Source organism: Pseudoalteromonas sp. AWH4_217 (genome assembly GCF_056161105.1).
This window is the reverse complement of the sequence record NZ_JBSWYM010000040.1, coordinates 1-13,303: the sequence shown is the minus strand read 5'-3', so window position 1 is coordinate 13,303 and position 13,303 is coordinate 1. Positions and strand designations below refer to the sequence as shown.

At 47.4% G+C, this 13,303-nt stretch carries 12 protein-coding genes and 1 pseudogene; 6 read left to right on the top strand and 7 right to left on the bottom strand.

Features of this window, described 5'->3' with window-relative positions:
* Positions 1 to 255: 255 nt before the first annotated feature.
* Positions 256 to 645 (bottom strand): acyl-CoA thioesterase, encoded by a 390-nt coding sequence (locus tag ACXAH1_RS24215; protein ID WP_138546489.1) that lies wholly within the window; start codon positions 643 to 645, stop codon positions 256 to 258.
* A gap of 29 nt (positions 646 to 674) precedes the next feature.
* Here ACXAH1_RS24215 and ACXAH1_RS24210 point away from each other — a divergent pair, with 29 nt between their 5' ends.
* Positions 675 to 1,391: a 2OG-Fe(II) oxygenase gene (locus tag ACXAH1_RS24210; RefSeq protein ID WP_253048030.1), complete on the top strand. Its 717-nt coding sequence runs from the start codon at positions 675 to 677 to the stop codon at positions 1,389 to 1,391.
* Here ACXAH1_RS24210 and ACXAH1_RS24205 read toward each other — a convergent pair.
* Positions 1,388 to 1,762: a YacL family protein gene (locus tag ACXAH1_RS24205; protein ID WP_475200257.1), complete on the bottom strand. Its 375-nt coding sequence runs from the start codon at positions 1,760 to 1,762 to the stop codon at positions 1,388 to 1,390. The two genes, ACXAH1_RS24210 and ACXAH1_RS24205, sit on opposite strands and share 4 nt — an antisense overlap.
* 135 nt (positions 1,763 to 1,897) lie before the next feature.
* On the opposite strand from ACXAH1_RS24205, the gene ACXAH1_RS24200 reads away from it, so the two are divergent.
* The gene (locus tag ACXAH1_RS24200; RefSeq protein ID WP_475200254.1) at positions 1,898 to 2,806 is read left to right on the top strand and encodes an AEC family transporter; all 909 of its coding nucleotides are present in this window, start codon (positions 1,898 to 1,900) and stop codon (positions 2,804 to 2,806) included.
* On the opposite strand, the gene ACXAH1_RS24195 is transcribed toward ACXAH1_RS24200, so the two are convergent.
* Entirely contained in the window at positions 2,798 to 3,022 is a 225-nt protein-coding gene (locus ACXAH1_RS24195) for a hypothetical protein (protein WP_054014253.1), read from the bottom strand. The two genes, ACXAH1_RS24200 and ACXAH1_RS24195, sit on opposite strands and share 9 nt — an antisense overlap.
* Positions 3,023 to 3,259: 237 nt before the next feature.
* On the opposite strand from ACXAH1_RS24195, the gene ACXAH1_RS24190 reads away from it, so the two are divergent.
* The gene (locus ACXAH1_RS24190) at positions 3,260 to 4,573 is read left to right on the top strand and encodes a short-chain fatty acid transporter (protein ID WP_475200253.1); all 1,314 of its coding nucleotides are present in this window, start codon (positions 3,260 to 3,262) and stop codon (positions 4,571 to 4,573) included.
* A gap of 40 nt (positions 4,574 to 4,613) precedes the next feature.
* On the opposite strand, the gene ACXAH1_RS24185 is transcribed toward ACXAH1_RS24190, so the two are convergent.
* Entirely contained in the window at positions 4,614 to 5,627 is a 1,014-nt protein-coding gene (locus ACXAH1_RS24185; protein WP_475200252.1) for a site-2 protease family protein, read from the bottom strand.
* A gap of 186 nt (positions 5,628 to 5,813) precedes the next feature.
* Here ACXAH1_RS24185 and ACXAH1_RS24180 point away from each other — a divergent pair, with 186 nt between their 5' ends.
* From ACXAH1_RS24180 to ACXAH1_RS24170, 3 genes are all read left to right on the top strand, one after another.
* A complete protein-coding gene (locus tag ACXAH1_RS24180; protein ID WP_475200251.1) occupies positions 5,814 to 7,022 on the top strand; it encodes an EAL domain-containing response regulator in 1,209 nt (402 codons plus the stop codon).
* 89 nt (positions 7,023 to 7,111) lie between these two features.
* Positions 7,112 to 9,565 (top strand): alpha/beta hydrolase family protein, encoded by a 2,454-nt coding sequence (locus ACXAH1_RS24175; protein WP_475200249.1) that lies wholly within the window; start codon positions 7,112 to 7,114, stop codon positions 9,563 to 9,565.
* A 210-nt stretch (positions 9,566 to 9,775) separates the two neighbouring features.
* Complete coding sequence (locus ACXAH1_RS24170; protein WP_138551604.1) at positions 9,776 to 10,480, top strand: response regulator transcription factor; 705 nt, start codon at positions 9,776 to 9,778, stop codon at positions 10,478 to 10,480.
* Between the two features lie 6 nt (positions 10,481 to 10,486).
* Here ACXAH1_RS24170 and ACXAH1_RS24165 read toward each other — a convergent pair whose 3' ends face one another.
* The 3 genes and pseudogenes from ACXAH1_RS24165 to ACXAH1_RS24155 form a co-directional block, all read right to left on the bottom strand.
* Positions 10,487 to 12,004, bottom strand: coding sequence for a YifB family Mg chelatase-like AAA ATPase (locus ACXAH1_RS24165; protein WP_475200247.1), 1,518 nt, complete (start codon positions 12,002 to 12,004; stop codon positions 10,487 to 10,489).
* Positions 12,005 to 12,018: 14 nt separating this feature from the next.
* Positions 12,019 to 12,633: a trimeric intracellular cation channel family protein gene (locus ACXAH1_RS24160; protein WP_253048014.1), complete on the bottom strand. Its 615-nt coding sequence runs from the start codon at positions 12,631 to 12,633 to the stop codon at positions 12,019 to 12,021.
* 199 nt (positions 12,634 to 12,832) lie between these two features.
* Positions 12,833 to 13,303 (bottom strand): annotated as a pseudogene (locus tag ACXAH1_RS24155) (hypothetical protein); the annotation flags it as partial.

The window sequence follows — 13,303 nt, the reverse complement described above, 5'->3', positions numbered from 1 at the left end:
TGGTGGTGAGCCCCAGCACCTCTGCGGCTATTGGACTTCCATGTCTTCGGGCAACGCATGACAGTCGCTAGCTGACATGAATTGGTGGTGAACCCCAGCACCGCTGCGGCTATTGGACATCAATGCCCTCGGGCAACACAACACAATCTGTAGCTGATATGAATTGGTGGTGAAACCCTGTATCTCCGCAGCCGTTGGACGCCAGTTTCAGGCAACACCTGACAACGAATCGTTGAGTCAGATGGCGCGTGAAATCTAAAGCGCGTAGGCAGCCAGCTCAGCTTTTTCTTTATCATTCAGAGCCTGAGAAGTTTTGTTTGCAAAATCATAACGCACCATTACTGTGCGCCCTTCTGCGCAGCACTCCCCGTGCTGCCAGGCCTGCTGAAGGATCACAAAAGAGCTGTTACCAACCTTCTCAATGGCGGTTTTAACTTCAACTTGTTGCCCGTAAAACAACTCGCCTTTAAAGGTTACCTCCACTTTGGCAACAATCAGCTTCCATTGATGTGGATTAAGGTCTGGTGTAAAAATTTTGAAAATAGGGGTGCGCGCCGCTTCAAACCATACCGGGAGTGCGGTATTGTTGATGTGTCCGAGCACGTCCGTTTCACTAAAACGGGGCATAAGAGTTTCTGACAACATAATAATTCTAACCAATTTTGGATATCAACATGACTGATTTTATTCGCATTTATGAAAATGCACTGAGTCCCGAATTCTGCCAGCAGTTTATTCAGACTTTTGATAACAGCCCCCACCTGGCGCAGGGTACAACCTCAGGCGGTATCGATCTCAGTAAGAAAGTCAGTCAGGATCTGTATTTAAATCAATACCCGGATTATGCTCAGCAATTAACACACATTCAACAAACCACGTCAAAATACCTGTTCGATTATATTGAAGAGCATTTCTTTATGATGATCGGCGCGTTCGGGCTGAGTGTATTCCATCCGAAAACTGGCCAGCCAGTCAATTTAACCGTTGATAATTTTGAGGAAGTGGGTAAACCGCAATTACCTATTTTAACCCAACAATTGTTTCGTTTGGGGTCAATTCAGGCCCAACGCTACCCGATCAACAAAGGCGGTTACCCCTACTGGCACAGCGAAGTTTACCCGCAATTACAACATAACGAAGCGTTGCACCGCGTACTCTTGTTTATGTTTTACCTCAACGACGTAGAGGAAGGCGGCGAAACCGAGTTTCATTATCAAGATAAGCTGATTAAACCAAAACAAGGTTCTATGGTTATTGCCCCAGCCTACTTCACACATACGCATCGGGGTAACATGCCACGCTCTAATGACAAGTATATTCTTACATCCTGGGTGCTATTTAACCGGGCGGAGCAACTATATGGAGCACCGCCTCAGCAAGCAACGAGCTAGCGACGACGACGGATAAATTCCTGCCAGTCGAGCAGCAAGGCTTCGAAATCTTCGAAGCCACAACCTGCACTCAGGCCATACTCTTCCAGAGACAGTGCGTCATCACTGAAAGCGGATAGCGCATCCGATTGTTCGTGGTATAAATCATGGGCTTCAAAGATCGCTTCCTGGTGTGAAACGGTTAATCGTACTTCCCGCCCTTCAAGACAAAGTTCATCCCGACTGGTTTTTAATGCTTCAAGTTGTGCCAGAAATACAGACACCTCTTCATGAGCAAGCTCATCATTCAACCAGCGGCCAACCAGCTCATGCTCAGCCGACATTTTGACGCGAAATCCAGCAATCGGATCGCGAATAAATTGATACTCCATACTAACTTCAAGTTATGATTAAACACCTAAGTAAGTATACCCTAACTGCGCGACAGTGCATTGTTTAGCTCAGATAAACCCGTATAATACGCGCTTCACTCTGATCCATAATCGTTCGCAACTGGCGAGTAACCCGTGACTTTCATTGATATTCTGTTTCCGCTGATTTTTGTTGTCACCTGTGGGTTCATCTCTGCCCGCACCCAGTTTATTTCGTCTGCACAATTAGATGGGATCCGCGTCTATATTTTTAATCTGACGATCCCTGTACTGCTATTTTTAAGTATGTATCGTGCAGAGCTGTCGGATATTGCATCAGCCAGACTGCTACTGGCCTTTTACTTACCAGTCTGTGCCATCTATTTGCTCATTGTTGGCACCATGCAACTTTACAGAAAATGTACCATTAAAGAAGCTGCGCTTAGCGCTCTCAATAGCACTTACTCTAATACAGTGGTTGTGGGACTCCCAGTGATCCTGGCTGCACTGGGTGAACAGGCCGCGGCAATGGTATTTATGATCATCCCTTTGCACAGCGCAGCGCTGTTTTCTCTCACCTTTATGCTGGCACGAGAAAAAGACACCCGCGGTATGACGTGGCTAAAGCCGCTCTTTCTGAACCCAGTTGTACTGAGTATCAGCCTTGGATTGATAGCCAACCTGCTGCAATTACCTATCCCGACCTTACTGCTCAGTGGCATGGACTGGTTTGCAAAACCAGCCATTGCAGGCGCCCTGTTTGTATTGGGTGCCAGCCTGGTCCAATATGGGTTTCGTCCGGTGTGGTTTCCCGCGCTGATACTCAGTACAGTCAAGCTGTTGATATTGCCACTAGGTGTTTATCTGACAGCTAGCCTGCTGATGCTGGAACCACTGCAGCGTCAGGTTGTCACCTTGATGAGCGCAGCGCCACTTGGTATTAACGCTTACCTGGTCGCGCGTCAACTATCGGTTCAACAGGCAGTGAGTGCTGGTAGTGTAGTGTTATCTACTCTGTTAAGTGTCGCCTCACTGAGCCTGTGGCTGGCCATTTTATCAGTCTGAAGAACGGTATTTAGCGGCATCAATGATCGACCATAATTGCACGATTGCCGCCAACACTGCAGGCACTACTAACCACCAAAGTGCATATCCGCCAACACAGATGACTGCAAAGATCAGAGCCGCCAGTAAACGTCCCTGCACTAATTGACCTAAGCCCGGAAAAAACACATTACATATCGCGGCAATTACATTGCCTCCTGAACCCTGTCCTGCCATAAAGACCTCTCTTCTTTAGATTTAACTGCGCAGTTGAATAGTGACGCGCAGACAATTCAAACGTATGATTTATCTGTAACACGTTCTGTGCCAGAATTAAAAACATTTAATAATCAATAAAATACAAAAAACATGCGACTCACTCAGCTGTTAATATAGCTTAATTGACTAACTTTTAGTGAATTAAATCACTAAGCCAAGAAGCTGTTTGTCGCGCACATTCAATGGGAATTTGCCATGCTAAACCGTATAACACAGCCACTCAGCCGACTGGTCGAGCGCTATTTACCCGACCCCTATATTTTTGTCTGCCTGCTGACTATGCTGGTGCTCGCCCTTGCCAGCATGTTCACTCCCACGACACCGACAGAGGCACTCTCCATCTGGGGACAGGGGTTCTGGAACCTGCTGCAATTTGCCATGCAGATGCTATTGATCTTAGTCTGTGGCTATATGTTAGCCAGTACCCGCCCTTGTGTCATGGCGTTAAATAAATTAGCGACTTTTGCTCGTACACCTGCACAGGCCATTATGCTGGTGACTCTGGTTGCCATGCTGGCCAGCTGGCTCAACTGGGGTTTTGGTCTGGTGGTCGGTGCTTTGTTCGCCAAAGCACTCGCTCGTCAGGTTGCTGTAGATTATCGGCTACTGGTTGCCAGTGCTTACTCCGGGTTTATTGTCTGGCACGGCGGGCTGGCAGGTTCGGTACCGTTGACCATCGCGACCACAGGGCATTTTGCTGAAGCGCAGATAGGTATTCTGGACACAGGTCAGACTTTGTTTGCACCGTTCAATCTGCTTATTTTAGGTACACTTTTTGTGGTCATGCCGTTGCTTAACCGTTTTATGCTGCCGCCAACCGAAGCCCAGATCATCGTCAATCCTGAAAAACTGGTACAACCTGAACCACATAGCCCCCCGGCTTCACCAACCCCAGCTGAGCGGCTTGAGCATAGTACACTGGTTGGTACCCTGATAGGGTTATTGGGATGTGGCTATCTGCTGCATTATTTTTTCTTCGCCGGCGGCACGCTTAACCTCAATAGTGTTATTGCACTGTTTTTGTTTTTGGCCATCTTGCTACATCGCACACCTGCCAATCTACTGAACAGCCTACAAGAAGCGATCAAGGGGGGCGCAGGTATTGTGATCCAGTTTCCCTTTTATGCGGGGATCATGGCCGTGATGATCAAAACCGGGCTGGCACAACAGATCTCCAGCGGCTTTGTCGAGATCAGTACCAGTACAACTCTGCCATTGTGGAGCTTTCTCAGTGCCGGGTTGGTCAATATTTTTGTGCCTTCCGGTGGTGGACAATGGGCCGTTCAGGCGCCCATTGTTATCCCTGCTGCACAAGAGTTAGGAGCTGACATTGCACGTGTTGCAATGGCCGTCGCCTGGGGAGATGCCTGGACCAACCTGATACAACCATTTTGGGCACTTCCCGTACTGGCCATTGCTGGTTTAAAGGCAAAGGACATTATGGGGTTTTGTCTGGTCCAGCTGCTGGTCAGTGGGATTGTCATAGCACTTCTGCTGACCCTGGCTTAACCTCAAAGATATGCCGGTCATAACGCTGACCGGCAAGCAGTTAGTTTGACAGCACTTTGATGGGTAAGCTCAGCAACACGCTATCAGCGTCTGCGAAGTGCCACATAACGGCAATTAAACCGCCAGAGACAATCACGTAGAGTGCCGTTGACACAATCTGCCCATAGCGGTCCAGTGGGATTAAATGCGCCTGATGACGACCACGCCATTCCAGCAAAATATCTATCGTACCAATCACCAAAAAGAACACCAGCAACATCAGACCAAAGGTATAGCTGATCACCACGCCCAGCAGGATCCCTGCCAGACAAACAAGTAACCCGGCCCAGGAGCGCATAGAGAAACTGATACTTTTCACTACATGACCGCCATCCAGAGGCACAATCGGTAGCATATTCAATAAGTTTAACAACGCACTCAGCACGGCGACGCCTGCGAATATTTCCAGCCCGGTAATATAGTACAGTACAACAGCCACCAGAGAGGCCAATAAACCAAAAGCAGGGCCCATCAATGAAATAATCACATTCTGCCAACGTGTAGTAAGTTTGTCTTCACTTACAGCTAACCCACCAACAAATGGGATTAAGTATATTCCTTTTGTTTTTAACCCGAAGTAACGCATAGCACGGATATGGCCGTATTCATGAATCACAAGACACGCCAACAGCATGACAGCAAATTGCCAGGAAAACAGCCAGGCATAACCCGCTAAAGATGCGCCAGCTAGTGCGGCCTTAACTACATTGGCACTTTTTAGCAGCTTAAAACCTAAAGCCGCCAGGCCAAACCAGCTGCCTTTGTTATCACGTTGCTGGACGGGCACTTCGAGCCATTGCCAAGGCTCGTTATCAACAGCAATCGCCAGCAGCCCTTCTGGTAAGCGGCTTGGATCCAGGCGTAGTTGATGACCATCGACTGCCACTAAGTATTGCCGATCGCCTGTTGGCTCGTGTGCCAGGCATTGCTGATCCTGATATACCTGGAGGATCTCCTGGCGATTCACTAATACAGACACCTGATAGCCTGCTAATGGAAATTCAATGCGGGTCATGATGACTCGTAAATAAACATACAGTGTGCCCATTATACGCATTTTTTATACGCAAGTACCTAGCCCTGCCGGACCCCGCTATCGGCCTGAGTAGCACAATATTTTCATGAAGTAGAGCGTCTGTCATGTGCGTTCTATAACCAATGTACTAGACTTAGACTTGGATTCCATACTAAGGATAGCGTTATGCAACATCAGGCTAAACACGTTCTCGTCGTAGATGACTCTCAGGCCATTTTGGTCGTAATGAAAGCCATTTTGGCAGAGCTGGAGGTAGACTATGTTACGACTGTGTCCAGCGCGCCTCAGGCTCTGGAGCTGGTGAGACAAACCCCACTACAATATGACGCCGTTTTTACGGATCTCAACATGCCTGATATGGACGGTATGGAGCTCATCCGCAAGTTAGGCGAGCTTAGATACCCGGGTGGGATCGTCATAATCTCTGAGATGGAAACCCGGGTCATGGATCTGGCAGCGAATCTTGCGCGACAACACAACACGCATCTGATTGGTAACATTTCCAAACCTGTCCAGCTCAATGATGTCGACAGGCTACTGAAAAAACTGGATAGCTTTATTGGTGGGGATGATCCTGAAGATCCCTGTGTGACAGAAGAGCAACTCCTGTATGCCATCAGCAATAATGAGATCACGCCGTTTTACCAACCTAAAGTACACCGAGGTAGTAAAAAGATTAAAAGCGTTGAGGTACTCGCCCGTATCGTATCACACCAACACGGAGAAACACTTTTACCCCATCGTTTTATCGGCGTTGCTCAGGATCTGGATTTGATCAACCTGGTCACCTTTCAGCTATTTGAAAAAGCGACCAAAGAGTTCCAGAAACTCAGAGCGGAGCTCAACTATCCTTTCAAACTCGCTTTTAACCTCTCACCTGTGCAGCTCAATGACAGCGGGTGTCCCGACAAACTTGCCCTGATCCTGGAACTCAATCGTCTTGAGCCCAAAGAGGTGATCATTGAAATCACGGAGAACCAACCTATTGTCAGTAACCTGCAACTCGAAACCATTAACCGGCTCAGGTTACGTGGATTCGACTTGTCACTTGATGATTTTGGCACAGGGTTTACCAATTTACAGCAGCTAAAAAACCTGCCATTTACTGAAATCAAACTGGATCGTTCACTCATTACGTATATTGAGTCAGATCGCTTCTCTCAGGTGTTGGTTGATAGCCTGATTGACATTGCGCAAAACCAGCAAATGGACATTGTGGCGGAGGGCATAGAGAGAATTGAAGAATTGCAGTATCTGGAAAAATACAAATATAGCCTGCTGATGCAGGGATACCTGATCAGCCGTCCTAAAGCATTACCCGAGTTCATACGCTGGATCCACTCCTGGCAGAGAATGATCAATTCAAATCCATAAAGTGTTGAGAAGTTAACCTCACTTCAGGATGAGAAGCGCAAAGTCTATGTTATAGTATACGTCCAATTTACCCACAATAGGCGCAAACTATGAAGTTAAGATCGGCTGCTTTGCTGCTGTTGTCTGCCCTGAGTACCTCACTGAGTGCTGCTCCAATCGACAAGCAAGATATTCAATTTATAGGCCCACTGGGTCAGGCCAGTACAATTAAGCCCTACAATACCGCACATCAAAAAACCATCATTGCAAACCTGATCCCCAGTTTATCGGGTTCCGCAAAAGCCATATCTATGTTGGGTATTGACGCCGAATGGCAGTCGCTTTCAGAGGTCAAAGCGTTGACCATGGGTGGTCTGCAAGCGATGAAAATGGAGTTTTCTGTCAGCCGCTTTGTACAGGGTGAGTTGGTATTGAATGGCATAGAGAAGGCACATATTTTTGTCAATGGTGAGCGCCACTCTGAAAAAATGACCTCGTCACTCAACTTACCGACCGGTGACCACCAGGTCATTATCGTTGTTGAGCAAGCTGATGACTGGAAAAAAGTGGCTGTAGAATTCAACGGTAAAACCGACCATGATACGCTCTTGTTTACCGATAAACCCACCCGTTCCCTGTCCGCTAAACAACTCTTTGACGCACCGGTTCTCAGCGCCATTTCCTTTGCACCTAATGCAAAACATTATGTGACAACACAAAAGCACTACCAGAGTAATCGTGGCAACCAAGCACTGACCAGCACAACTGTTTACAATGAAGACGATAAAGTGGTATTCACACTCGACGGGGTCAATGCCAGCTCATTAGCCTGGCGTCAGGATGGCGAGCAAGTGGTTTATAGCCAGAATGGTCAGCTAAAGTTATTGGATATTGCGACTTTAAAGTCCCGGGTTATTGCTGAAGATCTGGCCGGTGCAAGTGGGTTCGCCTACTTTAACGACACAAGTTTGATATTTAGCTGGTCCAAATCCCCAGAGGATGACAAAGCACTTGTGAAGCACTATCAGGGCCTGGAAGACCGCTGGTCATATGCCCGTACCAACACGCAAATCTATCTGCTTGATATCGCAACAGGCATGATACAAGCGGTCACAGAGGGGAAACACAGCCATACCCTCGAAGATCACGATGGACAAACCAATCACATACTCACCACTCGTGCTTTGCAAGACTACTCGGCACCGCCACATATGCTCTCAGAGCTGGTTGAGTACGACCTTTCACAAGGCTCCAGCAAGGTGCTTGGCCAGTATCGTAGCATCAACAGTGCCAAATACGGCGCGAAAGGTATCTACGTGACAGCGGGCCCTGACTTTAAAAATGGGCTTGGCAGAACGGTCGATAAAAATCAGCTGTCGAACAACTATGATGGCCAGTTATACTGGTTAGACAAACAAGGGACTCAGGCAAAAGCGCTCAGCAAGCAGTTTGATCCCGCCATCGGCTCCATCGAAGTTCTAAACAATGGTGATGTAATTGCCAAAGTCACAGATGAAGATCGCCAGCAACTCTATCTCTATGATGTCAGCAAAGACAGGTTCACACGACTAAAAACCGGTTTAGATGTGGTTGAGCGTTTCAGTGTAGCAGATAGCCGTAAACCAGCATTGCTGGTGACAGGCACACAAGCTTCTGCACCTCAACAACTCAAGCAGATCAACATATATAAAAACCGTGCCCGCACTTTATGGGATTCGACGCCACTGGCATATGCAAATAGCGAGATTGCAAAACTAGAAGAGTTTAACTTCAACAACAGCCAGGGCACCGAGATCAAAGGCCGGGTTTACCTGCCTCATAATCTGGACAAGTCAAAGCAATATCCGGCATTGATTTATTACTACGGTGGTACTTCACCCGTTTCCAGAGCGTTCACTGGTCGATATCCATTTAACTTGTGGGCAGCCAATGGCTACGTGGTTTATGTTCTGCAACCGACAGGAGCAACCGGATTTGGCCAAGAGTTCTCCGCGCAGCATGTCAATGCCTGGGGTGAACAAACGGCTGATGACATTATCAAAGGCACCAAAGCTTTTCTTAATGAGTATCCATTTGTCGACAAGAATCGCCTGGGCAATCTCGGCGCTTCTTACGGCGGCTTCATGACCATGTTGCTAACCACCAAGACAGACATGTTCAGTGCCTCTATTTCACATGCAGGTATCTCCAACATTACCTCATACTGGGGTCAGGGTTGGTGGGGCTACCTTTATTCAGGTGAAGCGTCAAAACACAGCTTCCCATGGAATAACCCGAAGCTGTACTCTCAACATAGTCCAGTCTTTCATGCCGACAAAGTAAAGACACCTTTGTTGTTGTTACATGGCGATGCCGATGTAAACGTACCTGTTGGTGAAAGCCACACTATGTATACCGCGCTAAAACTGCTTGGTCAGGATGTGGAGCTGATTGAAATAAAAGGAGCGGATCACCAGATATTCGCCCGCGATCGTCGCTTTCAGTGGTGGGATACCATGTTGGCATACTTTGATAAACACCTGAAAGATCAACCTCAGTGGTGGTTGCACCTTTATGGTAAATAACAAGCAAGGCAGCACTTAGGTGCTGCCTTTTTTTATAAAACCCATTCAACTGTATGATTTCTCATAAATACCACATTTTTATTCACTTACATGCCTCATACTAAAGTTTCATTTAAATTGTTTTTTATTTGAAAATAATCAACTTACCCTTCTCAGCCCAGTTTTCTCAGTGCTAATATATAAGTGATTTATTGATAAAGTTATGGTGCTATGAACATTAACGTGCTTCTGGTGGAAGATGATGACCTACTGGCAAAAAGGATCTCGAACCATTTTGCTGATACTGAATTTCAGCTCACACTGGATAATACCGGTGCACAGGCATTGCAGCTCGTTCATAGCAAAATCAATGACGGCACACCATTTGATATGGCCATTGTAGATGTTGTATTGCCCGCAACAGACGGCCTTAACCTCGCCAAAGAGCTCAATACATTGACTGACATTGGTGTGATCATGTTATCCAGTCGAGATACGCAAGCTGACCGTATTGCAGGCTTAGCTCAGGGCGCGGACGACTACGTCTGTAAACCTGTTGATCTTCTGGAACTTGAACTACGCATGCGTGCCCTCTACAAACGCATTGCAGGCACTAAAGCAGAGGACGAATCTGAGGAGTTCATTGAATATGCAGACTTCAAATTGCACCCAGATAATCGTACGCTCATCAACCCTCAAGGCGAAGAAGCCCGACTTACTGAAGCAGAGCATAAAGTACTTATTTGCCTGATTGCGAATGCTGGTAAGGCGACGTCACGCGCAAAGATTTCGGAAGACATTGGCCAACCAGACTGGAGCCCAAGTGACAGAACGGTGGATGTCCTCATTGGTCGGCTTCGTAAAAAGCTGGGTGACGAAAAAGAACAAAAGCGGATAGTCACTGTACGCGGCAAAGGCTATATGCTGTCAACCTAACCGGCCTCAGCTGTAGGTCAACTGCCCCAACAGCCGTTCAAATGCCCGATAGCTGAGTGCCTCTTTCAAATCGGGGACCGTAATATCTCCGCGCTGTGCCAAATCTGCAATCGTTCTGGCAACCTTAATAATACGATGATAGGAGCGAGGAGACAGATTAAGCTTCTCTGTGGCTCTGGCAAGCAGCTGAGCAACCTCCGGGTTAAGGACACAGTATTGCTCTATTTCCCGAGTCGAGAGCCTGGCATTAGCCTTCCCCTGGCGCTTCAGGGCAATTTCAAATGCAGCCTCCACCCTATTGCGGATCACTGCACTTGTCACTTCCTGCCTTGTGGATTGTAGTTCCTGCGTACTTAACCGAGGCAACTCAATTTGCAAATCGATACGATCTATAAAAGGACCTGATATCTTACTCAGATATCTCAGCACCTGATCAGGAGAGGCCCTTTTATCAGTATGGCAGCCCGTGGGGCTCGGATTAAGCGCCGCAATCAACTGAAATGAAGCGGGAAAGTCGACCTGTTGTGCCGCACGTGAAATGGTCACTAATCCCGTTTCCATGGGCTCTCTTAACGAGTCCAGTACCTTACGCTCATATTCAGGCAGCTCATCCAAAAACAGGACACCATTGTGCGCTAAGGAGATTTCTCCGGGTTTGGGGTTTGAAGACCCTCCCACCAAGGCCACAGCTGAACAAGTATGGTGAGGCGCACGAAAAGGCCTGTTGCGCCAATTATGATGATCCAGCTGCTTACCAGTCAAAGAGTAAACGGCCGCCGTTTGCAGCGCTTGTTCCACACTCATTTTTGGCATAATACCCGGCATTCGTTGCGCCAGCATAGACTTACCTGTACCAGGAGGGCCGAGAAACAAAATATTGTGCCCGCCAGCAGCGGCAATTTCGAGCGCCCGCTTTGCCATAGGTTGCCCTTTAACATCACTCATATCCATAAAGCACAAGTGTGTGCTATCAGCAGATGTTACTTTAGCACAATCAATTGAAGGGAGTTGAGCCTGACCACTTAGGTCTAACCAAAGTCCTTGAAGTGTACTTGCAGCGACGCAGTGCTCATACTCGACCAGTTTAGCCATGGCGACATTTTGATCTGGGATGTAGCACTTGTGCCGCTCATTTTTGGCAGCCATCACAACGGGAATAATTGCAGTGACAGGCCTAATTTCACCATTAAGTGCTAATTCGCCGTAAAACTCACAACCTTGTGTTGTTTGCTCATTGAGCTGCCCCGATGCTACCAAAATACCGATGGCAATCGCCAGGTCGTACCGCCCCCCTTGTTTTGGCAGGTCGGCTGGCGCCAAATTCACCGTAATACGTTGGTCTGGAAATATAAATCGCGAATTATGCAGCGCGGAGCGCACGCGCTCTTTTGATTCTTTAACGGATGTTTCGGGCAAGCCTACAATATTAAAACTCGGCAGCCCATTGCTAAGGTGTACTTCGACTGTTACTACAGGAGATTCAATACCAACCTGAGCCCGTGTAAGTATTCTCGCTAGTGACATTCCTTGTCCTTTGTTTAATCTTTGTAGTTAAAGACATGCAATACAATGTGCCAACGCATGGCTGCCAGACGGGCAAACAGCGTAGTGGCCATTGCAAGCAGCATGACAACCTCTGTTGACAAATTAAAGCCTATGAGTTGAGTATAAACGATCCCACCCAAAATACAGGTGATAGCGTACAACTCCCCTTTTAACAACAGTGGTATTTCTCTTGCCAAAACATCTCTGATCACACCGCCAAAACACCCTGTCAGTACGCCCATGATCACCGCCGTTGTATCTGGCATACCGATATTGAGGGCTTTTTGGACCCCCATCACCGCGAAGAAAGCTAAACCAAAAGCATCCGCTACTTGCAGATATAAAGTTGGGATCTGTTTCCTCCGATTAAGTGTCCAGATACTGACCGCAACCGCCGAAAATATCGCAATAAAGTAGCTAGAATCATGTAACCAAAATACAGGTACATCAAGAATGACATCACGAATTGTGCCCCCACCTATGCCTGTGACAGTCGCGAGCACCACAACACCAAACCCATCCATATGCTTGCTATAAGCAATCAAAGTACCGGAAATGGCAAAAACCATGACACCAAGTAAATCGAACCAATGATAGAGTTCAGACATTATTTTCTCGCTATGATACTGACATGAGTGGATATTAGCCCAGTTTCTAGTAATAAAGTAGCTTAACCGATCGTCCACGCCCTCTGATGGTCAGCAATAATGGTAAAAGCTTTAACAAGGGTTGTGCATCCCAAATGGGTGGACTTTCGCGAAGAGGTTATGGAGTGCCCCCTCTTCTATGGAATACCTTCAGAGAGTGTCAATTCGCAGTGCAGCTCATACTAACGGTGTGGCCTGTTCGAAGATCCCGCATCAAGTGCGGGATAGCGATAGTGTGGACTTGTATGAATGGAGAAATACATGACACTTCGTCAGAAATCGCTCTATATATCATGAAAGCAAGGAGTATGTTTGAGCCGGCGTATTTACTACACGTAAAGTGTTGCTTTCCTGCAGCGGCTCCAGGTTTACCCTGCTCTACCACACCTCCAACAACAACTCCGTTGTCATCCCGCACGCGATGCGGGATGACGGCAGTGTAGGCCTGTTTGAATGGAGAAATGTCAGCGTTCTCACCTAAAATATTTTTAAACCCAAACGCAAAAAAGCCCGACTCTTTCGAATCGGGCTTTCTTTTAATAGGAGCTTGGCAATGTCCTACTTTCACATGGGTGAATTGCGACCGAAGCACCGCTTCGCAGCGCAATGAACGCGAGGCATGGACGCCGAG

Coding starts and splice junctions, on each gene's coding strand:
- ACXAH1_RS24205 (WP_475200257.1), bottom strand. CDS start 1,762: ATGGAGTATCAATTTATTCGCGATCCGATTGCTGGATTTCGCGTCAAA.
- ACXAH1_RS24210 (WP_253048030.1), top strand. CDS start 675: ATGACTGATTTTATTCGCATTTATGAAAATGCACTGAGTCCCGAATTC.
- ACXAH1_RS24160 (WP_253048014.1), bottom strand. CDS start 12,633: ATGTCTGAACTCTATCATTGGTTCGATTTACTTGGTGTCATGGTTTTT.
- ACXAH1_RS24170 (WP_138551604.1), top strand. CDS start 9,776: ATGAACATTAACGTGCTTCTGGTGGAAGATGATGACCTACTGGCAAAA.
- ACXAH1_RS24190 (WP_475200253.1), top strand. CDS start 3,260: ATGCTAAACCGTATAACACAGCCACTCAGCCGACTGGTCGAGCGCTAT.
- ACXAH1_RS24215 (WP_138546489.1), bottom strand. CDS start 645: ATGTTGTCAGAAACTCTTATGCCCCGTTTTAGTGAAACGGACGTGCTC.
- ACXAH1_RS24175 (WP_475200249.1), top strand. CDS start 7,112: ATGAAGTTAAGATCGGCTGCTTTGCTGCTGTTGTCTGCCCTGAGTACC.
- ACXAH1_RS24195 (WP_054014253.1), bottom strand. CDS start 3,022: ATGGCAGGACAGGGTTCAGGAGGCAATGTAATTGCCGCGATATGTAAT.
- ACXAH1_RS24165 (WP_475200247.1), bottom strand. CDS start 12,004: ATGTCACTAGCGAGAATACTTACACGGGCTCAGGTTGGTATTGAATCT.
- ACXAH1_RS24185 (WP_475200252.1), bottom strand. CDS start 5,627: ATGACCCGCATTGAATTTCCATTAGCAGGCTATCAGGTGTCTGTATTA.
- ACXAH1_RS24180 (WP_475200251.1), top strand. CDS start 5,814: ATGCAACATCAGGCTAAACACGTTCTCGTCGTAGATGACTCTCAGGCC.